Source organism: Streptomyces olivaceoviridis (genome assembly GCF_014650115.1).
In the GTDB taxonomy this organism is placed as follows: Bacteria; Actinomycetota; Actinomycetes; order Streptomycetales; family Streptomycetaceae; genus Streptomyces; species Streptomyces olivaceoviridis.
This window is the reverse complement of record NZ_BMUI01000009.1, coordinates 181,148-206,292: the sequence shown is the minus strand read 5'-3', so window position 1 is coordinate 206,292 and position 25,145 is coordinate 181,148. Positions and strand designations below refer to the sequence as shown.

At 73.0% G+C, this 25,145-nt stretch carries 26 protein-coding genes; 6 read left to right on the top strand and 20 right to left on the bottom strand.

Annotated elements, in window-relative coordinates:
• Positions 1-89: 89 nt before the first annotated feature.
• Positions 90-1,310, top strand: coding sequence for a class I SAM-dependent methyltransferase (locus tag IE273_RS19715; protein ID WP_189816485.1), 1,221 nt, complete (start codon positions 90-92; stop codon positions 1,308-1,310).
• Between the two features lie 3 nt (positions 1,311-1,313).
• Here IE273_RS19715 and IE273_RS19710 read toward each other — a convergent pair whose 3' ends face one another.
• From IE273_RS19710 to tsaB, 8 genes are all read right to left on the bottom strand, one after another.
• The gene (locus IE273_RS19710) at positions 1,314-2,570 is read right to left on the bottom strand and encodes an RNA polymerase sigma factor (protein WP_189816484.1); all 1,257 of its coding nucleotides are present in this window, start codon (positions 2,568-2,570) and stop codon (positions 1,314-1,316) included.
• A gap of 43 nt (positions 2,571-2,613) precedes the next feature.
• Entirely contained in the window at positions 2,614-2,970 is a 357-nt protein-coding gene (locus IE273_RS19705; RefSeq protein ID WP_189816483.1) for a YciI family protein, read from the bottom strand.
• Positions 2,971-3,084: 114 nt separating this feature from the next.
• Positions 3,085-4,140, bottom strand: a complete 1,056-nt coding sequence (locus tag IE273_RS19700; RefSeq protein ID WP_189816482.1) for an LCP family protein — start codon at positions 4,138-4,140, stop codon at positions 3,085-3,087.
• A 160-nt stretch (positions 4,141-4,300) separates the two neighbouring features.
• Entirely contained in the window at positions 4,301-5,332 is a 1,032-nt protein-coding gene (locus IE273_RS19695) for a LacI family DNA-binding transcriptional regulator (RefSeq protein WP_189816481.1), read from the bottom strand.
• Positions 5,333-5,629: 297 nt separating this feature from the next.
• Positions 5,630-5,887: a hypothetical protein gene (locus tag IE273_RS19690; RefSeq protein ID WP_189816480.1), complete on the bottom strand. Its 258-nt coding sequence runs from the start codon at positions 5,885-5,887 to the stop codon at positions 5,630-5,632.
• Entirely contained in the window at positions 5,884-6,978 is a 1,095-nt protein-coding gene (gene tsaD / locus IE273_RS19685) for a tRNA (adenosine(37)-N6)-threonylcarbamoyltransferase complex transferase subunit TsaD (RefSeq protein WP_189816479.1), read from the bottom strand. The genes IE273_RS19690 and tsaD overlap by 4 nt, the downstream gene beginning before the upstream one ends.
• Positions 6,971-7,471 (bottom strand): ribosomal protein S18-alanine N-acetyltransferase, encoded by a 501-nt coding sequence (rimI, locus tag IE273_RS19680; protein ID WP_014674410.1) that lies wholly within the window; start codon positions 7,469-7,471, stop codon positions 6,971-6,973. The genes tsaD and rimI overlap by 8 nt, the downstream gene beginning before the upstream one ends.
• A gap of 29 nt (positions 7,472-7,500) precedes the next feature.
• On the bottom strand, positions 7,501-8,157 hold the full coding sequence (gene tsaB / locus IE273_RS19675) for a tRNA (adenosine(37)-N6)-threonylcarbamoyltransferase complex dimerization subunit type 1 TsaB (protein WP_189816478.1): 657 nt from the start codon (positions 8,155-8,157) through the stop codon (positions 7,501-7,503).
• Positions 8,158-8,281: 124 nt separating this feature from the next.
• Here tsaB and IE273_RS19670 point away from each other — a divergent pair, with 124 nt between their 5' ends.
• Entirely contained in the window at positions 8,282-8,836 is a 555-nt protein-coding gene (locus IE273_RS19670; RefSeq protein WP_189816477.1) for a hypothetical protein, read from the top strand.
• Here the strand turns inward: IE273_RS19670 and IE273_RS19665 are convergent.
• From IE273_RS19665 to IE273_RS19640, 6 genes are all read right to left on the bottom strand, one after another.
• Positions 8,833-9,030 carry a hypothetical protein gene (locus IE273_RS19665; protein WP_189816476.1) on the bottom strand — a complete coding sequence of 66 codons (198 nt, stop codon included), beginning with the start codon at positions 9,028-9,030 and terminating at the stop codon, positions 8,833-8,835. The two genes, IE273_RS19670 and IE273_RS19665, sit on opposite strands and share 4 nt — an antisense overlap.
• A gap of 129 nt (positions 9,031-9,159) precedes the next feature.
• On the bottom strand, positions 9,160-9,672 hold the full coding sequence (tsaE, locus tag IE273_RS19660) for a tRNA (adenosine(37)-N6)-threonylcarbamoyltransferase complex ATPase subunit type 1 TsaE (RefSeq protein WP_189816475.1): 513 nt from the start codon (positions 9,670-9,672) through the stop codon (positions 9,160-9,162).
• Complete coding sequence (locus IE273_RS19655) at positions 9,638-10,897, bottom strand: alpha/beta fold hydrolase (RefSeq protein ID WP_189816474.1); 1,260 nt, start codon at positions 10,895-10,897, stop codon at positions 9,638-9,640. The genes tsaE and IE273_RS19655 overlap by 35 nt, the downstream gene beginning before the upstream one ends.
• A 120-nt stretch (positions 10,898-11,017) precedes the next feature.
• Positions 11,018-12,181, bottom strand: coding sequence for an alanine racemase (gene alr / locus IE273_RS19650; RefSeq protein WP_189816473.1), 1,164 nt, complete (start codon positions 12,179-12,181; stop codon positions 11,018-11,020).
• Positions 12,182-12,546: 365 nt separating this feature from the next.
• Positions 12,547-13,986: an NAD(P)H-hydrate dehydratase gene (locus tag IE273_RS19645; protein WP_189816472.1), complete on the bottom strand. Its 1,440-nt coding sequence runs from the start codon at positions 13,984-13,986 to the stop codon at positions 12,547-12,549.
• Positions 13,987-14,038: 52 nt separating this feature from the next.
• Positions 14,039-14,410: a holo-ACP synthase gene (locus IE273_RS19640; RefSeq protein ID WP_103812811.1), complete on the bottom strand. Its 372-nt coding sequence runs from the start codon at positions 14,408-14,410 to the stop codon at positions 14,039-14,041.
• Between the two features lie 99 nt (positions 14,411-14,509).
• Here IE273_RS19640 and IE273_RS19635 point away from each other — a divergent pair, with 99 nt between their 5' ends.
• Complete coding sequence (locus IE273_RS19635; RefSeq protein WP_189816471.1) at positions 14,510-15,292, top strand: SDR family NAD(P)-dependent oxidoreductase; 783 nt, start codon at positions 14,510-14,512, stop codon at positions 15,290-15,292.
• Positions 15,293-15,322: 30 nt separating this feature from the next.
• On the opposite strand, the gene glmS is transcribed toward IE273_RS19635, so the two are convergent.
• Positions 15,323-17,170 carry a glutamine--fructose-6-phosphate transaminase (isomerizing) gene (glmS, locus tag IE273_RS19630; protein ID WP_189816470.1) on the bottom strand — a complete coding sequence of 616 codons (1,848 nt, stop codon included), beginning with the start codon at positions 17,168-17,170 and terminating at the stop codon, positions 15,323-15,325.
• Between the two features lie 175 nt (positions 17,171-17,345).
• Between glmS and coaA the strand changes: the two genes are divergently transcribed.
• Entirely contained in the window at positions 17,346-18,314 is a 969-nt protein-coding gene (gene coaA, locus IE273_RS19625) for a type I pantothenate kinase (RefSeq protein WP_189816551.1), read from the top strand.
• A 21-nt stretch (positions 18,315-18,335) separates the two neighbouring features.
• Positions 18,336-19,268 (top strand): DUF389 domain-containing protein, encoded by a 933-nt coding sequence (locus tag IE273_RS19620; protein ID WP_189816469.1) that lies wholly within the window; start codon positions 18,336-18,338, stop codon positions 19,266-19,268.
• A 103-nt stretch (positions 19,269-19,371) separates the two neighbouring features.
• Here IE273_RS19620 and glmM read toward each other — a convergent pair whose 3' ends face one another.
• From glmM to rplM, 3 genes are all read right to left on the bottom strand, one after another.
• Complete coding sequence (glmM, locus tag IE273_RS19615; protein WP_189816468.1) at positions 19,372-20,730, bottom strand: phosphoglucosamine mutase; 1,359 nt, start codon at positions 20,728-20,730, stop codon at positions 19,372-19,374.
• 178 nt (positions 20,731-20,908) lie between these two features.
• On the bottom strand, positions 20,909-21,421 hold the full coding sequence (gene rpsI, locus IE273_RS19610; protein WP_003998795.1) for a 30S ribosomal protein S9: 513 nt from the start codon (positions 21,419-21,421) through the stop codon (positions 20,909-20,911).
• A 42-nt stretch (positions 21,422-21,463) separates the two neighbouring features.
• A complete protein-coding gene (rplM, locus tag IE273_RS19605; RefSeq protein ID WP_189816467.1) occupies positions 21,464-21,907 on the bottom strand; it encodes a 50S ribosomal protein L13 in 444 nt (147 codons plus the stop codon).
• 268 nt (positions 21,908-22,175) lie between these two features.
• Here rplM and IE273_RS19600 point away from each other — a divergent pair, with 268 nt between their 5' ends.
• Complete coding sequence (locus tag IE273_RS19600) at positions 22,176-23,048, top strand: hypothetical protein (protein WP_189816466.1); 873 nt, start codon at positions 22,176-22,178, stop codon at positions 23,046-23,048.
• A 12-nt stretch (positions 23,049-23,060) separates the two neighbouring features.
• Here the strand turns inward: IE273_RS19600 and IE273_RS19595 are convergent, their stop codons facing one another.
• The gene (locus IE273_RS19595) at positions 23,061-23,804 is read right to left on the bottom strand and encodes a polyprenol monophosphomannose synthase (RefSeq protein WP_189816465.1); all 744 of its coding nucleotides are present in this window, start codon (positions 23,802-23,804) and stop codon (positions 23,061-23,063) included.
• Entirely contained in the window at positions 23,804-25,108 is a 1,305-nt protein-coding gene (locus IE273_RS19590) for a UDP-glucose dehydrogenase family protein (protein ID WP_189816464.1), read from the bottom strand. Before IE273_RS19590 ends, IE273_RS19595 begins: the two co-directional genes overlap by 1 nt.
• Between the last annotated feature and the right edge of the window lie 37 nt (positions 25,109-25,145).

Here is a 25,145-nt window from a genome sequence, read left to right as displayed (position 1 = left end):
GTGCCGGATCCTCCCAGGCCCCGGCCCGCGACCCCGGACGACACCGCCGCCGGAGGCGCACCGTCCACCGACTGGCCCACAATGACCCGGTGAACGACCTCGCTCTGCTCCTCACCCCCGAAGGCCGCGCCCTCCTCGACGAGGTCCGCGACACCGAGCCCGCGCGGGAACTGGCCGTGGCCACCCGGCTGCGCCGCGACCACCCGGCCGAACTGGTCTCGGCCGCGCTCGGCCAGGCCCGGCTGCGGCAGCGGGCGGTGGCGAAGTTCGGGCCCGAGGACGCCGGGCGCATGTTCTTCACGCCCAACGGGGTCGAGCAGTCGACGCGGGCCTCCGTGGCGGCGTACCGGGCCGGGCGGCTGAAGGAGCTGGGCGTGGCCCGCGTCGCCGACCTGTGCTGCGGGATCGGCGGGGACGCCATCGCCCTGGCGCGGGCCGGCATCCGGGTGCTGGCCGTGGACCGGGATCCGCTGACGGCGGCCGTGGCGCGGGCGAACGCCGAGGCGCTGGGGCTGGCCGGCCTGATCGAGGTGCGCGAGGCCGATGTCACGGAGGTGGACACCGCCGGGTACGACGCGGTGTTCGTGGACCCGGCGCGCCGGGGCGGGCCGTCAAGAGGGGCCGCGCGAGGCGCGTCGGTGAGGGGTGGCGGCCGGGCGACGGGCGGGCGGGTGTTCGACCCGGAGGCCTACTCGCCGCCGCTGTCCTGGGCGATCGGGACGGCCCTCCAGGCGCCCCGCGCCGCGCTGAAGATCGCGCCGGGCATCCCGCACGAGGTGGTCCCGGCCGCGGCCGAGGCCGAGTGGATCTCCGACGGCGGCGACGTGAAGGAAGCGGTGCTGTGGTTCGGGACCGGGGCGCCGGGCGCGGTGCGGGCCACGCTGCTGCCGGGCCCGCGCACGCTGCTCGGCCGCGGGCTGCCCGATCCCGGGGTCCGGCCGGTGGGGCGGTACCTGTACGAGCCGGACGGCGCCGTGATCCGCGCGCACCTGGTCGCCGAGGTGGCCGAGGAGGTCGGCGGAGGGCTCCTGGACCCGACCATCGCGTACGTCACCACCGACGAGGCCCGGCCCACGCCGTACGCCACCGGCTACGAGATCACCGACCGGCTCCCGTTCAACGTCAAGAAGCTCAAGGCCCTGCTGCGGGAGCGCGAGGTCGGCACGCTGACCGTGAAGAAGCGCGGCTCGGCGGTCGAGCCGGAGGAGCTGCGCCGGAAGGTGAGACCGCAGGGGCCGAACGCGGCCACCGTCTTCCTCACCCGCGTCGCCGGGGCACCGACGATGCTGATCGGCCGTCCGCTCGGCTGACGCTCAGCCGCACGCGCGCGCCCTGCGCGACAGCAGCTGCCGTTCCCTCTCGTTGTGGGTCAGGGCCGCCGCCCGGAGGAACTCCTCGCGGGCCTCGGCGGTGCGGCCGAGGCGGGAGAGGAGGTCACCGCGGACGCTGGGCAGCAGGTGGTAGCCGCGCAGCGCGGGCGTGGCGGCCAGGGCGTCCACCAGCCTCAGGCCCGCCGCCGGGCCGTCGGCCATCGACACGGCGACCGCGCGGTTCAGCTCGACCACCGGGGAGGGCGCGCGGACGGCCAGCAGGCCGTACAGGGTGGCGATGGCGCGCCAGTCCGTCTCCTCGTACGTGTACGCGCGCGCGTGGCAGGCGGCGATGGCCGCCTGGAGGGTGTACGGGCCAGGGGGGCCGCTCGCGGTGGCCCCGGCGCGGTCGAGGGCGTGGATGCCGCGCGCGATGAGCATGCGGTTCCAGCGGCCGCGGTTCTGGTCCTCCAGCAGCACCGGTGTGCCGTCGGGGCCGGTGCGGGCGGTGGCGCGGGACGCCTGGAACTCCAGCAGCGCGGCCAGGCCGTGCACCTCGGGCTCCTTGGGCATCAGCGCGGACAGCACCCGGGCCAGCCGCAGCGCGTCCTCGCACAGGCCGGGGCGCAGCCAGTCGTCGCCGGCGGTGGCCGCGTACCCCTCGTTGAAGATCAGGTAGATGACGTCCAGCACGGAGCCGAGGCGGGCCTCGCGGTCGGGGCCGTACGGCACCTCGAAGGCGACGTTCCGCTTCGCCAGGGTGCGCTTGGCACGGACGATCCGCTGGGCGACCGTCGGCTCCGGGACCAGGTAGGCACGGGCGATCTCGGCCGTGGTCAGGCCGCCGAGCAGGCGCAGGGTGAGCGCGGTGCGGGCCTCCGGCGACAGCACCGGATGGCAGGCGGTGAAGACCAGCCGGAGCAGGTCGTCGTCGATGTCGTCCGGGTCGGCCGGCGCGTCGTACGACGGTGGGGCCGTGGCCAGGTCGCGGCCGAGCTCGGCGAGTTTGCGGGCGTAGGTCTCACGGCGCCGGACCAGGTCGACGGCCCGGTGCCGGGCGGTGGCCATGAGCCAGGCGCCGGGGTTGTCCGGCACCCCGTCCAGCGGCCACCGCTCCAGGGCGGCGACCAGGGCGTCCTGCGCCAGCTCCTCGGCGATGCCGACGTCCCGGACGATCCGGGCGACCCCGGCGATCACCCGGGGCGACTCCAGGCGGAAGACGGTCTCGATGGCGTGTGCCGTGGCGGGCTGTGTCTCCACAGCCCACCATGCAACACCCTGGACGGCGGTGGGCCAAACGGGCTCAGCCCTCGGCGATCTCCCGCAGCTCGCAGGCGAGCCGCCACTCCGGGCCGTGGATCTTCAGGAAGCGCTGCGTCCACTCCAGCGCCTCGGCCCGGTCCTTGCACTGCATGAGCGCGTAGCCGCCGACGACCTCCTTGGACTCGGTGAACGGGCCGTCGGTCACGGACACCTTCTCGCCGTCCCAGTCCATCCGGGCGGCCTCGGCGGACGGGGTGAGCCCGGCGGTGTCGAGCAGCACACCGGCCTTGGTCATCTCCTCGATCAGCTCGCCCATCCGCTGCATCAGCTCCGCGCTGGGACCCCCGGCGGGGCCGGTGGACTCGTCGATGCGCACGAGGGACAGGTAGCGGGGCATGGTGACTCCTTGGGTCGCGGCGGCGGGTTCCGTTCCCGCCGCTCACCCCTTGCGTCGAACGGGAGACACCCGGATCGACACACCCGCGGAAGAAGTTTCGGGGATTTCCCCGGCTCAGCGCAGGGAGGCCCAGAGGTCGTCCGCCGCCGGCTCCCGGGCGACGACCCGGTTGGGGTCGGAGGGTGCCGTGACGACCGGCATGGTCACCGTCCGCACTCGGTCGGCGGTCAGCCCCTTCAGGCTCCGGCCGAGGCTCACCAGCTCGTTCAGGGAGTTCAGGCCGGTGTCGGTGGTGAGGCTGGTGGTGACGGCGTCGGCGACCTGGTACAGCCGGGCCGGGTCGGAGAGCAGGCCGGCACCGGCCATCTGCTCCAGCAGGGCCTTGACCAGCGTCTGCTGGAGCCCTATGCGGCCCAGGTCGCTGCCGTCGCCTATGCCGTGCCGGGTGCGGGCGAGGGCGAGGGCCTGCTTGCCGTCGAGGTGGTGGGTGCCGGCCTTGAGGCGCAGGTGGCTCTTGGCGTCGTCGATGTCCTGGCCGGTGGTGACGTCGACCCCGCCCAGCGCGTCGACCAGCTTGGCGAAGCCGGAGAAGTCGATCTCCAGGTAGTGGTCCATGCGGACCCCGGTGAGGGCCTCGACGGTCTTCACCGCGCACACCGGGCCGCCCACCGCGTAGGCGCTGTTGAACATGGCGCCGTACGCCGGTGCCGTGCTGCCGCCGGAGCTGAGCGGGCAGGCCGGACGGGTGACGAGGGTGTCGCGCGGGATGCTGACGACGGTGGCCTTCGTCCGGCCGGCGTCGATGTGCACGACCATCGCGGTGTCGGACCGGGCTCCGCCGCTGTCGCCGCCGCCCAGCTCCTGGTTGTCCTTGCCGCTGCGCGAGTCCGAGCCGAGGACCAGGACGTTGAGCGAGCCGGTGGGCAGCGGAGAGGCGTCCGCCGGGGCGGTCGCGGACGGGGTGACCACGGCCCTGGCCGGCCGGTCGTCGCCGAGTGCGCTGTCGATGTCGACGCTTCGGATGTTGTGGTCGAGATGCCAGTAGGCCCAGCCGGCCGCCGCCACGCCCAGCACCAGGGCGCCCGTCAGGGTGAGGCCGACGATCCTCAGCGCTCTCGATCGCCGGCCCGCCTGTCTGCCCGCGTCGCCTTGCTCCTCGTGTCGCGTCACGACAGGAACATAAGTCCGAATTATGAGGGGACTGTTAGCGGAAGCCGCTCAGAGTCGGTTTTCTTGGGAAATTCTCATCCTGGCGGCATCGGACCGGCGTCCGGCAGCGAACCGCCGTCCGGCACCGGCCCGTTGGAGGAGACTCCGTCCGCAGGCACCGCTAAGCGGCCGGAGGCACGTCCGTGCTCGACCGCACCACCAGGCTCGTCGCCAGCTCCACCCGGGTCGCCGCCCGCTCCTCCCGCTCGCTCCCCAGCTCCAGCACCAGCCGGGCCGCGGCCTCGGCCATCTCGGTGAGCGGCTGCCGTACGGTCGTCAGCGGCGGGCCCACCCAGCGGGCCACCGGAAGATCGTCGAAGCCGACCACGCTGAGGTCCTCCGGGACGCGCAGGCCCAGCTCACGTGCGGCCTCGTACAGACCCAGCGCCTGGAGGTCGTTGCCCGCGAAGACGGCGGTGGGCCGGTCCGGGCGGCGCAGCAGCTCCAGGCCCAGGCGGTAGCCCGCGTCGTGGTGGAAGTCGCCGGCCACCACGAGGGAGGGGTCGACGGGCAGCCCGGCCGTCTCCAGGGCGGCCCGGTAGCCGTCCACCCGGGCCCGGCTGCACATCATCCGGGTCGGGCCGCTGATCGCGCCGATCCGGGTGTGGCCGAGTTCGACCAGGTGGCGGGTGGCGGCGAGACCGCCCTGCCAGTTGGTGGCGCCGATCGACGGCACGTCCGGGCCCGGGTCGCCGGCCGGGTCCATCACCACGAACGGGATGGAGCGGCTGGTCAGCAGCGCCCGCTGGGACTCGTCGAGTTCGGAGAGCACCAGCACCACCCCGTGCGGGCGGCGGGCGGCGACCTGGTCGGCCCAGGTGCGGCCGGGGGTGAGCCGGCCGGCCGACTCGGACAGGACCACGCTCAGCCCGGCGTCCCGGGCGACGTTCTCCACGCCCCGGATGACCTCCATCGCCCAGGCGCTCTCCAGCTCGTGGAAGACGACGTCGATCAGGGGCGAGCGGGAGGCCTCGGCGCGGCGGCGCCGGTAGCCGTAGGCGCGCAGCAGTTCCTCGACACGGGTGCGGGTCGCGGGGGAGACATCGGCCCGGCCGTTGAGGACCTTCGAAACAGTCGGAGCGGAGACCCCCGCCTCACGGGCGATCTCGGCGAGGGTCGCCGTCTGCGTTCCTGCGGGCTTCGAGGGCTTCATGCCCGCGATCGTATCCCCGCCGGGCCGCTTGACGAAGCCCTCGGCAGCCGAGAGCCCGCCGGAACATTCGAAAGATCCGACGAAACATTCGATCCCGTGTCCCGTGAAACGCGAACACCCCGCCGCCGGGAACCCGGGGGCGGGGTGTCGAGTGGAGCGCCGGGCAGGCCTTGCACCTGCATCTCCCCGCAGGAAGCGGGGCGTCTTTCCTTGGACCACCAACGCACTGCGTCCGGACCGGTGTTCCGGCCGTTCGCTGTGTGATGATCATAGCGCAGTCGGGACCGCTTCCCCAACTCAGTCCTCCGCCACCGCCTCGAACCGCCACCGGTGCACCGCCCGGGTCACCAACTCCGGGTCCGGCTCCGGCAGTTCGGGGAGCGGGGCGTCGTACGGCGCGTCCCACCACGTGACGACCAGCACCCGGTCCTGCGGCGCGCGGAAGGTCTCGCGGCGCAACGGCTCGGCGGCGAGGGGCTGTTCGCGCACCCAGGCCAGCAGGTCCGCGCCCCGGCCCTCGACGGCCCGGGCCTCCCACATCAGGGCGACGGTCACGAGTAGAGGTTCTCCTTGCTGACCTCGTGCACATGGTCGTGGCCGGGCACGTGCGGGTCGGTCACCGGCAGGGAGGAGTCGGCCGACAGGTCCCAGCTGGACGCGGCCCGGTTGCGGGCGACCATCTCGGCGCCGAGCGCGGCCACCATCGCGCCGTTGTCCGTGCACAGCTTGGGGCGCGGTACGCGCAGCCGGATGCCGGCCGCCTCGCAGCGCTCCTGGGCGAGCGCGCGCAGCCGGGAGTTGGCCGCCACACCGCCGCCGATCATCAGGTGGTCCACGCCCTCGTCCTTGCAGGCGCGGACGGCCTTGCGGGTCAGCACGTCGACCACGGCCTCCTGGAAGGAGGCGGCCACGTCGCGGACCGGGACCTCCTCGCCGGCCGCGCGCCTGGCCTCGATCCAGCGGGCCACGGCGGTCTTCAGGCCCGAGAAGGAGAAGTCGTACGCCGGGTCGCGCGGGCCCGTCAGTCCGCGCGGGAAGGCGATGGCCTCCGGGTCGCCCTCCTTGGCGTACCGGTCGATGACCGGGCCGCCGGGGAAGCCCAGGTTCAGCACGCGGGCGATCTTGTCGAAGGCCTCGCCGGCCGCGTCGTCGATGGTCGAGCCCATCGGCCGGACGTCCGAGGTGATGTCCGCCGAGAGCAGCAGCGAGGAGTGGCCGCCGGAAACCAGCAGGGCCATCGTGGGCTCGGGCAGCGGGCCGTGCTCCAGCTGGTCCACGCAGATGTGCGAGGCCAGGTGGTTGACGCCGTACAGGGGCTTGCCGAGCGCGTAGGCGTACGCCTTGGCCGCCGAGACGCCGACGAGCAGGGCGCCCGCGAGGCCGGGCCCGGCGGTGACCGCGATGCCGTCCAGGTCCTTGGCGCTGACCCCCGCCTCCTTCAACGCGCGGTCGATGGTGGGGACCATCGCCTCCAGGTGGGCCCGGGACGCCACCTCCGGCACCACACCGCCGAAGCGGGCGTGCTCGTCGACGCTGGAGGCGACCGCGTCCGCCAGCAGGGTGGTGCCGCGGACGATGCCGACGCCGGTCTCGTCGCAGGAGGTCTCGATGCCGAGTACGAGAGGCTCGTCGCGTGAGTCAGTCATTGATATCGGTTCCTTGTACTGAGGCGGAGCCCGCGGCCGAGCCGCTGCCGGGTTCCGTGGTCAGGCGCATCACCAGGGCGTCCACATTGCCCGGCTGGTAGTAGCCGCGCCGGAAGCCGATGGGGGTGAAGCCGAAGCGCTCGTAGAGCTTCTGGGCGGGCAGGTTGTCCACCCGGCATTCGAGCATCACCTCGTGGCACTCGAACGCGGTCGCCGCGCGCAGCAACTCGGTCAGCAGCCGGGCACCGAGACCGGTGCCCTGGTGGTCGCGGGCGACGGCGATGGTCTGCACGTCGGCCAGGTCACCGGCGGCGGCCAGGCCCGCGTACCCGACGACCCGGCCGTCGGCGGACTCGGCGACGAGATAGCAGCGGGTGGCCTCGGGGCCCCGGGAATGGGCCAGCTCGGACCAGAACATGCCGCGGGACCAGGCGTCCTCGGGGAACAGGTCCCGCTCGAGCCCCAGGACCGGGTCGATGTCCCACCAGCGCATCTCGCGCAGTCGGGGGGGTGCCGGCTGTGTCACTTGGGGGTGACCACCTTGTAGTTCTTGGGGACCTGGGCGTCCGGCCGGCGCAGGTACAGCGGCCGGGGGGCGGTGAGTTCCTCGCCCGCGGCCAGCTTCTCCGCGGCGAGCGAGGCGAGCGAGGCGGCGGACACGTGCTCGGGCTCGTGGGCGCGCGGGAACGTGTCCGGGTAGAGCAGCGCGCCGGCGCCGACCGCGGGAAGGCCCGCGACCCGCTCGGCGATGTCGGCCGGCCGGTCGACGGCCGGGCCGGTCAGCCGGGTCCGGGAGTCGGCGTACGTGGCCCAGTAGACCTCCTTGCGCCGGGCGTCGGTCGCCACGACGAAGGGGCCCTTCTCGATGTCGGCGGCGTAGGCGAGGCCGTCGAGCGTGCACAGGCCGTGCACGGGGACGCCGAGCGCCAGGCCGAAGGTGTCGGCGGTCATCAGGCCGACGCGCAGACCGGTGTAGGGGCCGGGACCGGTGCCGACGACGATCCCGGTGACGGCCTCCAGCTTCAGTCCGGCCTCGGTGAGGACCCGGTCGACGGCCGGCAGCAGCAGCTCTCCGTGCCGGCGCGCGTCCACCTGGCTCGACGAGGCGATGACGTCGGTGCCGTCGTGCAGGGCGACGGTGACGGCGGGTGTTGCGGTATCCAGAGCGAGCAAGAGCACGCGAACAGCCTACGGCGCCCGCGCCGCCCGCAGGGTCGTCCGGGACGGACGGTCACCGACTGCTACGGTCTGTACGAAGTACGACATTTACACCGGATGACGGTACGAGGCAGAGGTGGCGCAGGTGGCAGGGACCAGCTCGGGGATCGTGGCCGCCCTCACCGCGACGGCGCTGGGAACGGTCGGTTTCCTCGCCTACCGGGCCCAGGCGACCGTCCCGGCGGGCCTGGGCGCGGGGCCGGTGGCGCACGCGACGCCCACGTCCAAGGCGCCCCGGGACCGGCACCACCCGACCGCCCTGCCGAACGGCTCCGGAACGGGTGAACGGGTCGTGTACTCGGTGGACGACGACCGGGTCTGGCTGGTCAGCCCCGGCAACCGGGTGCAGCGCACCTTCCCGGTGCGGCCGGGCACCGTCGACCCGCCGGCCGGCACGTACTGGGTCACGTCCCGCTCCAGCACGGCCACCGGCACCGACAGCGTCCCCATCGAGCACGTGGTGCGGTTCACCAGCGTGGACGGGGTGACCGTCGGGTTCAGCGCGGCGCTGAACGGCGGTGCGGAGGGCATGGCGGCCGACTCTGGCGTGAAGACGGGCGGCATCCGGGAGACGCGGGTGGACGGGGACTCGATGTGGAACTTCGCGACGATCGGCGTGAAGGTCGTGGTGATTCGCTAGGCGCCGTGCCGGGACGCGCTGTCGGGCGGCTGCGGGGCCGTCTCGGCCGGGCGCGCCCACGCGGCGGCGTCGACGTGCTCGGCAGGGCTCCGCGCCCCGTCGGAGTGCTCGGGGAGAGGCGGTCTGGAGACCGCGTCCGCCGCAGCGCAGGCCGCCAGCAGATCACGCATGGACACCGGTCGCACCGTGGGCATGGACGCCTCCTGAGCCGCGGGGGCGGACGTACTTAGGCAGACCTAAGTACGGGCTGGGTACCATGTGACCACGCCCGGGATGTCCTGCGCAATATCTTGCCGACGGCTTGTCGGAACGTGTCGGCGGTCTCAGCCGGACAGCGGCTCCAGGTCCGTCTCGGACCAGCGTTCGCCCAGACCGGTGACCGTCACGTGCCGTACCTCGTCCGTGGTGTCGCCGACCGCGCGGTGGATGACCACCTGGAGGCGGTCCTCGGTCAGCTCCTCGACCTTGCCCTCGCCCCATTCCACGACGATCACCGAGTCGGGCAGCGAGACGTCGAGGTCGAGGTCCTCCATCTCGTCCAGGCCGCCGGAGAGCCGGTAGGCGTCGACGTGCACCAGGGGCGGGCCGTCGCCGAGGGACGGGTGCACCCGGGCGATCACGAAGGTCGGCGAGGTGACCGCGCCGCGCACGCCCAGGCCCTCACCGAGCCCGCGGGTCAGCGTGGTCTTGCCCGCGCCCAGCTCGCCGGTGAGCATCACCAGGTCGCCCGCGCGCAGCAGCTTGGCCAGTCGGCGGCCCAGCTCCCGCATCTGCTCCGGGGAGGTGACGGTCAGCTGGGTCTCAGCGGGGTTGTGCGGTGCTGCTGGTGCTTCCATAGCCACTTACGGTAGCCCCTGCGGGCACCGCACCCGCGCGGGTGAGCAGGTCGGCGAGGCGGTCGGTGACCACTTCCGGGTGCTCCAGCATCACCAGGTGCCCCGCGTCCGGCACGAGCACCAGCTCGGCGTCGGGCAGCAGGTCGGCGATGGCCTCGCTGTGCTCGCTGGGCGTGACCAGGTCCTGGACGCCGGCCAGCACGAGCACCGGCATGTCGCGGAAGCAGACGAGCGCCCCGGTCTTGTCGTGGTCGGTGAAGGCCGGGTAGAACTCGGCGACCACGTCGATCGGCGTCGACTCGATCATCCGCTCGGCGAAGCGCTCCACGGCCGGGTCGACGTCCCGGCCCGCGAACGAGTACCGCTTGATGACCCCGGCGAACAGGTCGGCGGTGGCCCGGCGCCCCTTCTCCACCCACTCCGCCTGCTGCCCGAGCGCCTTCAGCACCCCGGGGAGGATCCGGCGGACCGCGTTGACGCCGGCCACCGGCAGCCCGAAGTTGACCTCGCCGAGCCGCCCGGACGAGGTCCCGACGAAGGCGGTGGCGACGACCCGGTCCCGGATCAGCTCGGGGTACTGCGCGGCGAGGGCCATCATGGTCATGCCGCCCATCGAGTGACCGACCAGCACCAGGGGCCCGTCCGGTGCGGCGGCGTCGAGCACGGCCTTCAGATCACGGCCGAGCTGGTCGATGGTGACGGGCTCCCGGTCCCGGGTCTGGGCCACACCCCGCCCGGACCGCCCGTGGCTGCGCTGGTCCCAGTACACGGTCCGTACGACCCCGCGCAGGGCCGCCCGCTGGAAGTGCCAGGAGTCCATGCTGAGGCAGTAGCCGTGGCAGAAGACGACGGTGACCGGGGCGGGCGCCTTGCGGCCGAAGAGCCGGCGCCGGCGCGGCGAGACGTTCGGGCCGGCGTCGGGCTCGGCCTCGTCGACCTCGTAGTACAGCTCGGTGCCGTCGTCGGCGTACGCCTTGCCGGGGGTGCCGCGCAGGGTGCCGTAGGGGCCCGCCGCGTCCAGCGCCAGCCGGGCCCTGCGGCGCATTCCGCGCCCCACCGTCATCCGTTCGATGGCGACACCGGCCGCCGCTCCCGCGGCGAGCACGCCTATCGCGGCACCGGCGATGCCGGTCGCCCTGCGCCAGCTCCCGGCCGCCCCCGCGGCGGAGGCGGCAGCCGCCGAGGCGACGACGTCCGCCACGACCTCCGCGCTGCTCTCGCTCACGTACCGCTCCTCTTCGCCGTACTGCAGTTCGCCTGGATGGGTGCCGCCGCTGAACGGGTTACCCGGGTTCTCGCGCGTTCACGTGCATGCGCTCACATGGACGCGTTCACTTGGACGCGCTCACATGGACGCGTCGACATAGACGCGGGGAACGCGCGTTCCGATGCGTGTGACGATCTCGTACGCGATCGTGCCGCAGGCCTGCGCCCAGTCCGCGGCCGTGGGCTCACCGCGGTCGCCGGGCCCGAACAGCACGGCCTCGCTGCCCACCGGGGGCTCGTCACCGCCCAGGTCCACCACGAACTGGTCCATGGCGACCCGCCCGGCGATCGTCCGCCACTTGCCGCCGACCAGCACCGGGCCGGTGCCCGAGGCGTGCCGCGGGATGCCGTCCGCGTAGCCGACGGGCACCAGGCCGAGCGTGGTCTCGCCGGGCGTGACGTAGTGATGGCCGTAGCTGACGCCGTGCCCGGCCGGGGTGCGCTTGACCAGGGCCAGCGAGGCGCTGAGCGTCATCACCGGGCGCAGCCCGAAGTCCGCCGGGGTGCCCAGCTCCGGGCTGGGCGACACGCCGTACAGGGCGATGCCCGTGCGGACCAGGTCGAAGTGGGACTCGGGCAGCGTGAGGGTGGCCGGCGAGTTGGCGATGTGCCGCACCTCGGGCCGTACGCCCTGGTCCTCGGCGTACGCCAGCATCTCCCGGAACCGGGTGAGCTGGGCGGTGACGGACGGGTGCCCCGGCTCGTCGGCGCACGCGAAGTGCGACCACACTCCGGTGACGCGGACCAGCCCCTCGGCCTCCGCGCGCAGGGCGGCACCCACCAGCTCGGCCCAGTCCTCCCCCGGCTGGCAGCCGTTGCGGCCGAGCCCGGTGTCGGCCTTGAGCTGCACGCGCGCGGGGCGCCCCGCCGCCCGGGCGGCCTCGACGACCTCCCGCAGGGCCCACGTGCCGCTCAACGAGACGTCGATGTCGGCCTCGATCGCCTGCCGCCAGGGTCCGCCCGGCACCCACAGCCAGCACAGGATGCGGCCGGGCAGCCCGGCCGCGCGCAGCGCGAGGGCCTCCTCGGCCGTGGCCGTGCCGAGCCAGCTCGCGCCCGCCGCGAGGGCGGCGCGGGCACACGGCACCGCGCCGTGGCCGTATCCGTCGGACTTGACGACGGCCATCACGGCGGCGCCCTCGGCCCGGGCGCGCAGGGCCCGCACATTGGCGCGCAGGGCGCCCAGATCGATCTCGGCGCGGGCGCGCAGGGCGGCGGTCGGCACAGCTGGTGTCTCACTCATGGCACCCCCAGTCTCTCAGAGCCGCCCTCCGTGGGACGCGGGCCGGGTCCCGCCGTTGCGTCTCTGGCTGTCACGGGGCCGCGGGTGCGCGGGGGCCGGGCGCGCAGTTCCCCGCGCCCCTGGACAGTTGCGCCACCGTCCGCCACATCACACCGCCCCGGGCGAACCCGCCACCGAGCCTCGGTCACCACCGGGCCGCGGGTACGCGGGGGCCGGGCGCGCAGTTCCCCGCGCCCCCGGGGAGTTGCGGCGCCGTCGGTCGCGCCACGCCGTCCCGGCGGCAACCGAAGCCCGGTGGCGGGTCCGGCTTCCCCCGCTTCCCAGGGCGTTGCACCACCGCCGTCGGTCACACCGCGGCGGTCCGGTCAGTCCCGTACGTCCCTCCATGCCCGCGGGATGTGTGACGCGACGTCATGTGCTCCCGTGGGCGCGCCCTGCGCGGCGAAGCGGCCCGCCAGTCCGTGCAGGTACGCCGCCACGCTACCGGCGTCCGCCGCCCGCAGCCCCGCCGCCAGCAAGGACCCCGCCAGCCCGGACAACACGTCCCCGCTCCCGGCCGTGGCCAGCCACGGCGTCCCCGTGGCGTTCACCCGCACCGGTCCGCCCGCGAAGTCGGCGACCAGTGTCGTCGACCCCTTCAGCAGCACGGTCGCCCGGTACACCGCCGCCAGCTCCCGGACCGCGGCCAGCCGGGCCGCCTCGACCTCCTCGCGCCGCACCCCCAGCAACGCGGCGGCCTCCCCCGCGTGCGGGGTCATCAGCGTCGGCGCCGTACGCCGCCGCACCGCGTCCCGGTCGGCCAGCCGCAGCCCGTCCGCGTCCAGCAGCACCGGCACGTCCGCCTCCAGCACCTCGGCGACGGCAGCCGCGTCGTCGCCGGCGCCGGGCCCGACCACCCAGGCCTGCACCCGCCCGGCCTTCGCGGGCCCGGCGTCGGAGACGAGGGTCTCCGGGAAGCGCGCGATGACCGCGTCCCCGGCCGGCCCGACGTACCGTACGGCCCCGGCCCCGCCCCGCAGCGCGCCCGACACCGCGAGCACGGCGGCCCCGGGATAGCGGGCCGACCCGGCGGCGATCCCGACCACCCCGCGCCGGTACTTGTCGCTCTCCCCCGTCGGCAGAGGCAACAACCGTGCCACGTCGGTGTGTTGCAGGGCCTCCAGTACGGCGTCGGCGGGCGGCGGTTCGAGACCGATGCCGACGAGCCGCACCACTCCCGCGTACTCCCGCGCCGGATCCACCAGCAGCCCCGGCTTGTACGCGCCGAAGGTGACGGTCAGGTCGGCCCGGAGCGCGGCCCCCCGCACCTCCCCGGTGTCCGCGTCGACACCGCTGGGCAGGTCCACGGCCACGACGGCGGCCCGGGACCGCGCCACCACCCCGGCGAGCCGCTCGGCGTCCGGCCGCAGCCCGCCACTGCCCCCGATCCCGACGATCCCGTCCACCACCAGGTCGGCCCGCAGGACCAGTTCGTCCGCGGCGGCCGAGTCCGCGGCGGCCACCGTGCCGCCCGCCCGCCGCAAGGCCGCAAGCCCCCCGGTATGGGCCCGGCCGGGCGTCAGCAGGACGGCCGTCACCCCGGCGCCGCGCCGGGCCAGCCGGGCCCCCGCGTACAGGGCGTCCCCGCCGTTGTCCCCGCTGCCGACGAGCAGCACCACCCGGCTGCCGTACACCCGCCCGAGCAGTTCGGCGCAGGCGGCGGCCAGCCCGGCGGCGGCCCGCTGCATCAGCGCGCCCTCCGGCAGCCGTGCCATCAACGCCCGCTCGGCGGCCCTTACCGTCTCCACGCTGTACGCAGTACGCATGGCACCGAGTCTGCCCCGTGACCCCCACCGCCCACACCCGGGCCGGGGCCGGTCAGCCCTCGGCGACCACCACGGCCGAGGCCACGCCCGCGTCATGACTGAGCGACACGTGCCAGGCCCGCACGCCCAGCTCGGCGGCCCGCGCGGCCACGGTCCCCTTCACCCGCAGCCGTGGCTGCCCGGTGTCCTCCACGTACACCTCGGCATCGGTCCACTGAAGCCCCGGCGGCGCGCCCAGCGCCTTCGCGAGCGCCTCCTTGGCGGCGAACCGGGCCGCGAGCGAGGCGATGCCGCGTCTGTCCCCGCTGGGCAGCAGCAGCTCCCGCTCCACGAACAACCGGTCGGCCAGGCCCGGCGTCCGCTCCAGGGACGCCCGGAACCGGTCGATCTCGGCGACGTCGATGCCCACCCCGATGATGCTCATGCCGAGCACCCTACGACCCCGGTGACGGGCGGCACCGCGACACCACGTCGGACGCCGGGCGCCGCACGACCGCCGGAACCCGCGCTCTACGCTTCCGGCATGACGTCCTCGCATGCCTACCTCTCCGGCCTCTTCTCCCTGGACGGCCGTGTCGCCGTGGTGACCGGAGGCAGTTCCGGTATCGGACGGGCCATCGCCGGGGCGCTGGCCCGGGCCGGGGCGAGCGTGGTGATCGTGGCGCGGCGGAAGACGGAACTGTCCGCCACGGCGGACGAGTTGACGGCGGACGGCTGCCGGGCCGCCTGGGTCGGCGGTGACCTGGGCACCCGCGACGGGGTGCGCGCGGCGGCCGATGAGGCCGCGGCCGTCTTCGGTGAGCCCGACATCCTCGTCAACTCCGCGGGGGTCAACCTCCGCCCGCCGATGGGCGAGCTGGGCGAGGACGTCTGGGACACCACCATGGCGGTGAACCTGGAGGCCCCGTTCCTGCTCGGGCAGCGGTTCGGCCCCGGCATGGCCGAGCGGGGCTTCGGGCGGATCATCCACGTCACCTCCCAGCAGGCGCACCGCGCCTTCGTGCAGAGCGGTGCCTACGGCGTCTCCAAGGGCGGCCTGGAGTCCCTGGCGCGCTCCCAGGCCGAGGCCTGGTCGCCGCACGGCGTCACCTGCAACACCCTGGTGCCCGGCTTCGTGCTGACCCCGCTCAACAGGCGGCTTCAGTCCGACCCCGAGAAGGTGGCGGCGCTGGCCGCGCGCACGATGGTCGGCCGCAACGGCCTCGCCGAGGACTTCGCGGGCGCGGCCGTGTTCCTGGCCGGCCGCGCCTCCGCCTACATCACGGGCCAGTCGATCCACGTGGACGGCGGCTTCTCCGTCCACTGACGAAACCTCGCCCGACGGGGCCCCGTCCCCTCACTCCACCGTGACCGACTTGGCCAGGTTGCGGGGCTGGTCCACCTCGTTGCCCCGGGCCGTGGCCAGCTCGCAGGCGAAGACCTGGAGCGGGACCGTGGCCACCAGCGGCTGGAGCAGGGTGGGCGTGGCCGGGATGCTGATCAGGTGGTCGGCGTACGGGACGACCGCCTCGTCGCCCTCCTCCGCGATCACGATCGTCCGGGCACCCCGCGCCCTGATCTCCTGGATGTTGGAGACGATCTTGTCGTGCAGGACCGACCGGCCGCGCGGGGACGGGACGACGACGACCACCGGCACGTCCTCCTCGATCAGCGCGATCGGGCCGTGCTTGAGCTCGCCGGCCGCGAAGCCCTCGGCGTGCATGTAGGCCAGTTCCTTGAGCTTGAGCGCGCCTTCGAGGGCCACCGGGTAGCCCACGTGCCGGCCGAGGAACAGCACCGTGTCCTTGTCGGCCAGCGTCCGCGCCAGCGCCCGCACCGGCTCCATGGTCTCCAGGACCCGCTCGACCTCCTCCGAGATGCGGGACAGGTCCTTGATCACCGCCTGGATCTCGTCGCCCCACTTGGTGCCCCGCACCTGGCCCAGGTACAGCGCGACCAGGTAGCAGGCGACCAGCTGGGTCAGGAACGCCTTGGTGGAGGCGACGGCGACCTCGGGGCCCGCGTGCGTGTACAGCACGGCGTCCGACTCGCGCGGGATCGTCGAGCCGTTGGTGTTGCAGATCGCCAGCACCTTCGAGCCCTGCTCGCGGGCGTGCCGGAGCGCCATCAGGGTGTCCATGGTCTCGCCGGACTGGGAGATGGCGATCACCAGCGACCGCCCGTCCAGGATCGGGTCCCGGTAGCGGAACTCGCTGGCCAGCTCCACCTCGCACGGGATCCGCGTCCAGTGCTCGATGGCGTACTTGGCGATCAGGCCCGCGTGGAAGGCCGTACCGCACGCCACGATGACGACCTTGTCGATCTCGCGCAGCTCGGAGGGGCTGATCCGCACCTCGTCCAGGGTCAGCGAGCCGGACGGGTCGATGCGCCCGAGCAGCGTATCGGCGACCGCCTTGGGCTGTTCGGCGATCTCCTTGAGCATGAAGTAGTCATACCCCCCCTTTTCGGCCGCCGAGGCGTCCCAGTCCACGTGGTAGGAGCGGACCTCGGCCGGGCGGCCGTCGAAGCCCGTGACCGTGACGCCGTCGCGTCGCAGTTCCACCACCTGGTCCTGGCCCAGCTCGACCGCCGACCGCGTGTGGGCGATGAACGCGGCCACGTCGGAGGCCAGGAACGCCTCGCCCTCTCCAACGCCCACCACCAGCGGGGAGTTCCGGCGGGCGCCGACCACCACGTCCGGATCGTCGGCGTGCACCGCGACCAGCGTGAACGCGCCGTCCAGCCGCCGGCACACCAGCCGCATGGCCTCGGCGAGGTCGGCGGTCGCCGAGAACTCCTCGGCCAGCAGATGGGCGACGACCTCCGTGTCCGTCTCGGAGTTCAGCTCATGGCCGCGCTCGGCCAGTTCGGCGCGCAGCACCGCGAAGTTCTCGATGATGCCGTTGTGGACCACCGCGACCCGGCCCGCGTTGTCCAGGTGCGGGTGCGCGTTGGCGTCCGTGGGGCCGCCGTGCGTGGCCCAGCGCGTGTGGCCGATGCCGGTCGTCCCGGCCGGCAGCGGCCGTTCGACCAGTTCCTTCTCCAGGTTGACCAGTTTCCCGGCCTTCTTCGCTGCGGCCAGCCCGCCGTCCGCCAGTACGGCGACACCCGCCGAGTCGTAACCCCGGTACTCCAGCCGCTTCAGCCCGGCCATCACGACATCGAGCGCCGACTGCGACCCTACGTATCCCACGATTCCGCACATGAGCGGCAGCCTACGGGCCGATAACGATCAAAAACGGCCTCCGTCTGCCCGAAATCGGAAATTCCCACCGTCGTACGAAGGCCAGTGACGGCCGGAATGACGTGCGTGACGGACCCCACCCGCCGTGCCGTTCAAACTCCGTTAACAATGGACTGTGATCTCACCGGTCTCCTCGATGCCCCGGAGCGCCCACCGGCACAGGCCGGAGGCGACTCCCTACGTCGACCTCACCCGCGCCGAGTGGAGCGCGCTGCGCGACAAGACGCCGCTGCCGCTCACCGCCGAGGAGGTGGAGAAGCTCCGTGGCCTCGGCGACGTCATCGACCTGGACGAGGTGCGGGACATCTACCTCCCGCTCTCCCGGCTCCTCAATCTCTATGTCGGCGCCACGGACGGCCTCCGGGGTGCGCTGAACACCTTCCTCGGCGAGAAGGGCTCCCAGTCCGGGACCCCGTTCGTCATAGGGGTCGCCGGCTCGGTCGCCGTGGGCAAGTCCACGGTCGCCCGCCTGCTCCAGGCCCTGCTCTCCCGCTGGCCCGAGCACCCGCGCGTGGAGCTGGTCACGACGGACGGCTTCCTGCTGCCCACCCGGGAGTTGGAGGCTCGCGGCCTGATGTCGCGCAAGGGCTTCCCCGAGTCCTACGACCGCCGGGCCCTCACCCGTTTCGTCGCCGACATCAAGGCCGGCAAGGGCGAGGTGTCCGCGCCGGTCTACTCGCACCTCATCTACGACATCGTGCCCGGCGAGAAGCTCACCGTCCGCCGCCCGGACATCCTGATCGTGGAGGGCCTGAACGTCCTCCAGCCCGCCCTGCCCGGCAAGGACGGCCGCACCCGGGTCGGTCTCGCCGACTACTTCGACTTCAGTGTGTACGTCGACGCGAGCACCGACGACATCGAGAGCTGGTACCTCAACCGCTTCAAGAAGCTGCGCCAGACGGCGTTCCAGAACCCGAACTCGTACTTCCGCAAGTACACCCAGGTCTCCGAGGAGGAGGCCCTGGACTACGCCCGCACGCTCTGGCGGACCATCAACAAGCCCAACCTGGTCGAGAACATCGCCCCCACCCGCGGCCGGGCCACCCTCATCCTCCGCAAGGGCCAGGACCACACGGTCCAGCGCCTCAGGCTCCGCAAGCTGTAGCGGTACCTGTTGGATGGGCGCATGCTGCATCTGCGCCTGATCACCCCCGCGGAACGGACCGACGAGGTGGTCCGCCTGATCGAGACGACGGTCGGCACCACCCACCTCGTGGTCCTGCCCGGAGCCGCCCGCGACCCCGCCGGCGATGTCGTGCTGTGCGACGTGGCCCGCGAGGCGGGCGACGAACTCATCGCCGGGCTACGGCGTCTCGGCCTGGACGACACCGGCTCGATCGCCGTGGAGACCATCGACCTCTCCCTGTCCCGGCGGGCCGAGGAGGCCGAGGAGGAGGCGCCGGGAGAGGGAGCGGACGCGGTGCTGTGGGAGGGCCTGACCGAGGCCACCCACGAGGAGTCGACGCTGTCGGTCACCTACGCGGCCTTCATCACCCTGGCCACGATGATCGCGGCCTGCGGTGTCGTGCTGGACAACGCGATCCTGATCGTGGGCGCGATGGCGGTGGGGCCGGAGTTCGGCCCGCTGGCCGGTATCTGCACGGCCCTCGTGCGACGCCGTCCGCGCCTGGCACGGCGCTCGCTGACCGCGCTGCTGGTGGGCTTCGCGCTGGCGATGGCGGTGACGGTCGGCTTCACCCTGTTCATGGACGCCATCGGGCTCTTCCACCGGTCCGACCTGGAGGGCGAGCGCCCCAACACGGCCTTCGTGTACGCCCCGGACGCCTTCTCGCTCATCGTGGCGGTCCTCGCCGGCATCGCCGGCACGCTGTCCCTGACCTCCGCCAAGTCGGGCGCGCTGGTGGGTGTCGCCATCTCGGTGACCACGGTCCCGGCCGCCGCCAACGCGGCGGTGGCTCTGGCCTACGGCGACACGTCCCAGACGAGCGGCTCGACGGCCCAGCTCCTGCTGAACCTGCTGGGCATCATCCTGGCGGGAACGCTCACCCTGCTCGCGCAGAAGTACTTCTGGTCGAGACAGCGGCGGCGCCCCCGCTGAGGGCGACGCAGCCGGCCCAGGGGCGCGGGACCGCGCGATCGGCCACGGCGGGGCCGCGGCCCGCGCCCGCACAGGTCCCCGCGCCCCGGACCCGGACCCGGAACTATCCGAGGGCCGACTTCACGGCGTCGGCGAGCCGCCCGGCGACAGAGCGGGCCTGCTCGATGTCGGCGGCCTCGACCATCACCCGCACCAGCGGCTCGGTACCGGAAGGACGCAGCAACACCCGCCCGGTCTCGCCGAGTTCCCGCTCGGCCTCGGACACGGCGGCGGCGAGGTCGGCCGACGTACGCACCCGCGACTTGTCCACGTCGGGCACGTTGATCAGCACCTGCGGCAGCCGCTCCATGACGGAGGCCAGCTCCCGCAGCGTACGGCCGGTCTCCGCGACCCGGGCCGCCAGCAGCAGCCCGGTCAGCGTGCCGTCGCCGGTGGTCGCGTGGTCGAGGATGATGACGTGCCCGGACTGCTCGCCGCCGAGGGCGTATCCGTGCTCCTTCATCTCCTCCAGCACATACCGGTCGCCCACGGCCGTCTGCACGAGCCGGATGCCCGCGCGCTCCATGGCCAGCTTGAAGCCGAGGTTGGACATCACGGTCGCGACGACGGTGTCGGAGCGCAGTGCGGAACGCTCCCGCATCGCCAGCGCGAGCACGGCGAGGATCTGGTCGCCGTCGACCTCCTCACCGGTGTGGTCCACGGCCAGGCAGCGGTCGGCGTCGCCGTCGTGCGCGATGCCGAGGTCCGCGCCGTGCTCGACGACCGCGGCCTTGAGCTTGTCCAGGTGGGTCGAGCCGCAGCCGTCGTTGATGTTGAGGCCGTCCGGCTCGGCGCCGATCGTGACGACCTGGGCACCGGCCCGGGCGAACGCCTCCGGCGAGACCCCCGAGGCCGCGCCGTGCGCTTCGTCCAGGACGATCTTCAGCCCGTCGAGCCGGTTGGGCAGCACCGCGAGCAGGTGGGCGACGTAACTCTCGAAGCCCGCCTCGTACGACCGCACGCGCCCGACCCCGGCGCCCGTCGGACGCTCCCACGGCTCGCCGTGCCGGTGCGCGTCGTAGACCGCCTCGATCCGGTCCTCCAGCTCGTCGGCGAGTTTGTGGCCGCCGCGCGCGAAGAACTTGATGCCGTTGTCCGGCATGGCGTTGTGGCTGGCGGAGAGCATCACGCCGAGGTCGGCGCCGAGCGCTCCGGTCAGGTGTGCCACCGCGGGCGTCGGCAGCACGCCGACGCACAGGACGTCCACGCCGGCGCTGGCCAGGCCGGCGACCACCGCGGCTTCCAGGAACTCCCCGGACGCGCGCGGGTCCCGTCCGACCACCGCCGTCGGCTTGTGACCCTCGAAGGTGCCCGCCTCGGCCAGCACGTGCGCCGCGGCGACGGAGAGGCCGAGCGCCATCTCGGCCGTCAGATCCGCGTTGGCGACACCGCGCACGCCGTCCGTGCCGAAGAGTCGTCCCACTTGTCCTCCTGAGGAAGCGTCCTTGCTGCCGGGATGATGGCGGACGCCATGACATCCGATCACACAAGCCTTTGAGCGCCTTGTGTCGTTATACGCCCTTGGCGGGGATAAACGAACGCCCCGACGGCACAAGTGGCGTGCCGCCGGGGCGTTCGGAGTACGAGCAGGCAGCTGCTGATTAGCGCTTGCTGTACTGCGGGGCCTTGCGGGCCTTCTTCAGACCGGCCTTCTTCCGCTCGACCGCGCGGTCGTCGCGGCGCAGGAAGCCGGCCTTCTTCAGCGGGCCACGGTTGTTGTCGACGTCGGCCTCGTTCAGCGCGCGGGCGACACCGAGACGGAGCGCACCGGCCTGGCCGGAGACACCGCCACCCGCGATGCGGGCGATGACGTCGTAACGGCCCTCAAGCTCCAGGACCTTGAACGGCTCGTTGACTTCCTGCTGGTGCACCTTGTTCGGGAAGTAGTCCTCAAGGGTGCGACCGTTGATCTTCCACTTGCCGGTGCCCGGGACGATCCGGACGCGGGCGATGGCGTTCTTGCGGCGGCCCAGGCCGGCGGCCGGCTGCGGCTCGCCGAAGCGGGAGGCCAGGGACTCCGAGGTGTACTCGCCCTCGACGGGGACCTCGGACTCGGTGGTGTAGCTGTCGATGTCAAGCTCTTCGAGCGGCTGCTCGGCAGTGGTCTCGGCCACGATTCTCCTCAGATTCTCTTCAGTCTTAGGGGGTGGCCGGACTTACTGCGCGACCTGGGTGATCTCGAACGGCACCGGCTGCTGGGCGGTGTGCGGGTGCTGGTCACCCTTGTAGACCTTCAGCTTCGAGAGCATCTGACGGCCCAGGGAGTTCTTGGGGAGCATGCCCTTGACGGCCTTCTCGATGGCCTTCTCGGGGTTCTTGTCGAGCAGCTCGTCGTAGCGGACGGAGCGCAGACCACCCGGGTAACCGGAGTGGCGGTACGCCATCTTCTGGGTCCGCTTGTTGCCGGACAGGTGCACCTTGTCGGCGTTGATGATGATGACGAAGTCACCAGCGTCGACGTGCGGCGCGTAGATCGGCTTGTGCTTGCCCCGGAGGAGGGTCGCAGCGGTGGTGGCGAGACGACCCAGGACAACGTCCTGAGCGTCGATGACGTGCCACTGGCGCGTCACATCGCCGGGCTTGGGGCTGTACGTACGCACGGTTCGTAGCCTTCGCTTCGAGTGAATGGTCCTAAACAAGGTCACCGAAACGATCACGACAGCCTTGACCCACGGCGGCGACGCAAACCGCGTGCGTGGGGTCGCTGGTCATCGGCCCGGTGGACCGGTGTAAGGGCCCGTCCCGTGAGAATGAGCAAGCCAATACACAACGAAGAAGTAGGTTACCGGGCAGGCCCCGGACGGGTCAAAACGAGGCAGGCCGTCAGAGGGACCCCGCACCACCGGCCCCCCGTCTAAGATGCGCCCCATGAGTTACGGGCAGGGGGGACCCCAGTCTCAATGGGATCCCTGGAAACCGAATTCCCAGCAGCCGTGGAACAGCGGATCCGACGACGGGACCCCCGACTGGGCCGCGCTCGCCGAGGCCTCGGAGACACGGAACAAGCGCCGCAAACTGCTGTTCATAGCCGGCGGCGCGCTCGCCACCGTCGCGATAGGCACGGCGGTCGCCCTGGCCGTCGTCTCCGCGAACGGCGGTGACCCGCAGGCCGGTCCCAGCAACCTGCCCGCCAGCGGATCGCTGCCCGGCACGGGCACCGCGACGCCGTCCTTCGCGCCCACCAGCGCGCCGCCGCCGCTGGACCCCACGGACTTCATATCCAGCGCCAAGAAGGACACCGCCCCGCTGAGCCCGGACACCCTGTTCCCGGGCACGCAGCTGACCATGGGCGGCACGGTGTACAAGAAGGGCCCGACGGCCGACACCGAGAGCTGTGCCACCGCCGCCGGCGGCACCCTCCCCAAGATCCTCACCGGCAACGGCTGCACCCGCCTGATGCGCGTGACCTACACGAACGGCGGCATCGCGGTCACCGTGGGCGTCGCCGTCTTCGACGACGCCGACCGGGCCACCAAGGCCAAGGGCCGGACCGACGACCGGAGCATCGTGCGCTCGCTGTTCGGCAAGGGCGTCAAGCCCTTCTGCGACGGCGCGTTCTGCCGCTCGACCAGGAACGCCTACGGCCGCTACGCCTACTTCACGATCTCCGGCTTCACCAGCGGCAAGGACGTCACGACCAAGGACACCAAGGTGTTCGCCGCCGGCAACGACCTCGCCCAGTTCACCGCCAACCAGATCCACCGCCGCGGCCAGGTCCAGGCCTCGGCCGCCGCCCGGTAGCCGGGCGCGCGCCTACTGCCGCTTCAGCCGGAGCCGCAGCGGCACCACGGCCGACTCCAGCTGGGTGCGCAGGGTCATCTTGGAGGCACCCTCCGTCCGCTCGGCGAACCGGATCGGGATCTCCACGGCCGTGTGCCCGGCGCGTACGGCCTTGTACTTCAGCTCCACCTGGAAGCTGTAGCCCGCGCTGTCCAGGGACGACAGGTCCACGTCCCTGAGCGTCGCCGCCGACCACAGGTTGAAGCCGGCCGTGATGTCCTGGATCTCGGTGCCGAGCACGGCGCGCGCGTACCGGTTGGCGAAGCGGGACAGCAGCACCCGGTGCGCGCCCCACCGCTCGTCCAGCGAGCCGCCCTCGACGTACCGGCTGCCCACGACGAGACCGGCGCCGGAGGCGAGGGCCGCCGCCAGCATGCGGGGCACGGCCTCCACCGGGTGGCTGCCGTCGGCGTCCATCTGGACGACGTACGCGGCGCCCTCCGCCAGAGCGGCGGACATCCCGGCCGTGTACGCCCGTCCCAGCCCGTCCTTCTCGGTGCGGTGCAGCACACTCATCCGGCGCCGCCCGCCGCTGTTGTACTCCGCCGCCAGTTCCTCGGCGATCCGCCCGGTGCCGTCCGGGCTGGAGTCGTCGACGACCTTCAGGTGCAGCCCGTCCAGCGGCAGTCCCAGCACCGCCTCGGCCATCCCCGGCAGGTTCGCCGCCTCGTTGTACGTCGGCATCACCACGGTGACCGGCAGCTCGTCCTGTGCCATCAGTGTCCCTCCCCTACGGGCGCCGGAGTGCCCAGCGCCCAAAGCCGCCAGCCCGCCGCGGCCCAGCGGTCCGCGTCGAGCACCCCTCGTCCGTCCACGATCCGGGGGCGGGCCACCAGCGCCGCGGCCCGTTCCGGGTCGATCGCCCGGAACTGCGGCCACTCGGTCAGATGCAGCACCAGGTCGGCCCCGCGCAGCGCGTCCTCCAGGCTCAGCGCGTACCCGAGCAACGGGAACGCCTTGCGGGCATTGTCCATCGCCTCGGGGTCGTGGACGGTGACGTCGGCGCCCTCCAGCCGCAGCCGGGCCGCCACGGCCAGCGCCGGCGAGTCCCGGATGTCGTCGGAGCCGGGCTTGAAGGCGGCACCGAGGACGGTGACCCGGGCGCCGAGCACGTCCGGCCCGCACAGCTCGCGGGCCAGCTCCACCACCCGGTCCCGGCGCCGCATGTTGATCGCGTCGACCTCGCGCAGGAAGGTCAGCGGAACGCCCAGCTCGTCGGCGCGGTGCGCGAAGGCACGGATGTCCTTCGGCAGGCAGCCGCCGCCGAAGCCGATCCCGGCGCGCAGGAACTTCGGACCGATCCGGTCGTCGTGGCCCAGTGCCTCGGCGAGGGTGCGCACATCTCCGCCGGCCGCCTCGCAGACCTCGGCCATCGCGTTGATGAAGGAGATCTTGGTGGCGAGGAAGGCGTTGGCGGCCGTCTTGACCAGCTCGGCGGTCGGGAAGTCGGCGGTGACGAGCGGGGTGCCGGCGGCGAGGACCGGGGCGTAGACCGCGCGGAGAATCGTCTCGGCGCGGGCGCTTTCCACGCCGAACACCAGCCGGTCCGGCCGCAGCGTGTCCTCGACCGCGAAGCCCTCGCGCAGGAACTCCGGGTTCCAGGCGACCTCGGTGGCGTACGTCCGCGCCAGCCGCTCCGCCGTGCCGACGGGCACGGTGGACTTGCCCACGACCAGCGCGTCGGGCGCCGCGTGCGCGGCCAGGGCGGCGAAGGCCGCGTCGACGTGGCCGAGGTCGGCGGCGCCGGAGTCCGCGCGCTGCGGGGTGCCGACGCATACGAAGTGCACCTCGCCGAAGGCCCCGGCCTCGGCGAAGGAGGTGGTGAAGCGCAGCCGGCCGCTCGCGGTGTGCTTCGCGATCAGCTCGGGCAGTCCGGGCTCGTGGAAGGGCACACGCCCTGCGCTCAGCGCGGCGACCTTCTCCGGGTCGACGTCGACGCCGAGCACGTCGTGGCCGAGTTCCGCCATGCAGGCGGCGTGGGTGGCACCGAGGTAGCCGGTGCCGATGACGGTGAGCCGCAAGGGAACGGCCTTTCTTGCTTCGGATGCTTCGGGTGCC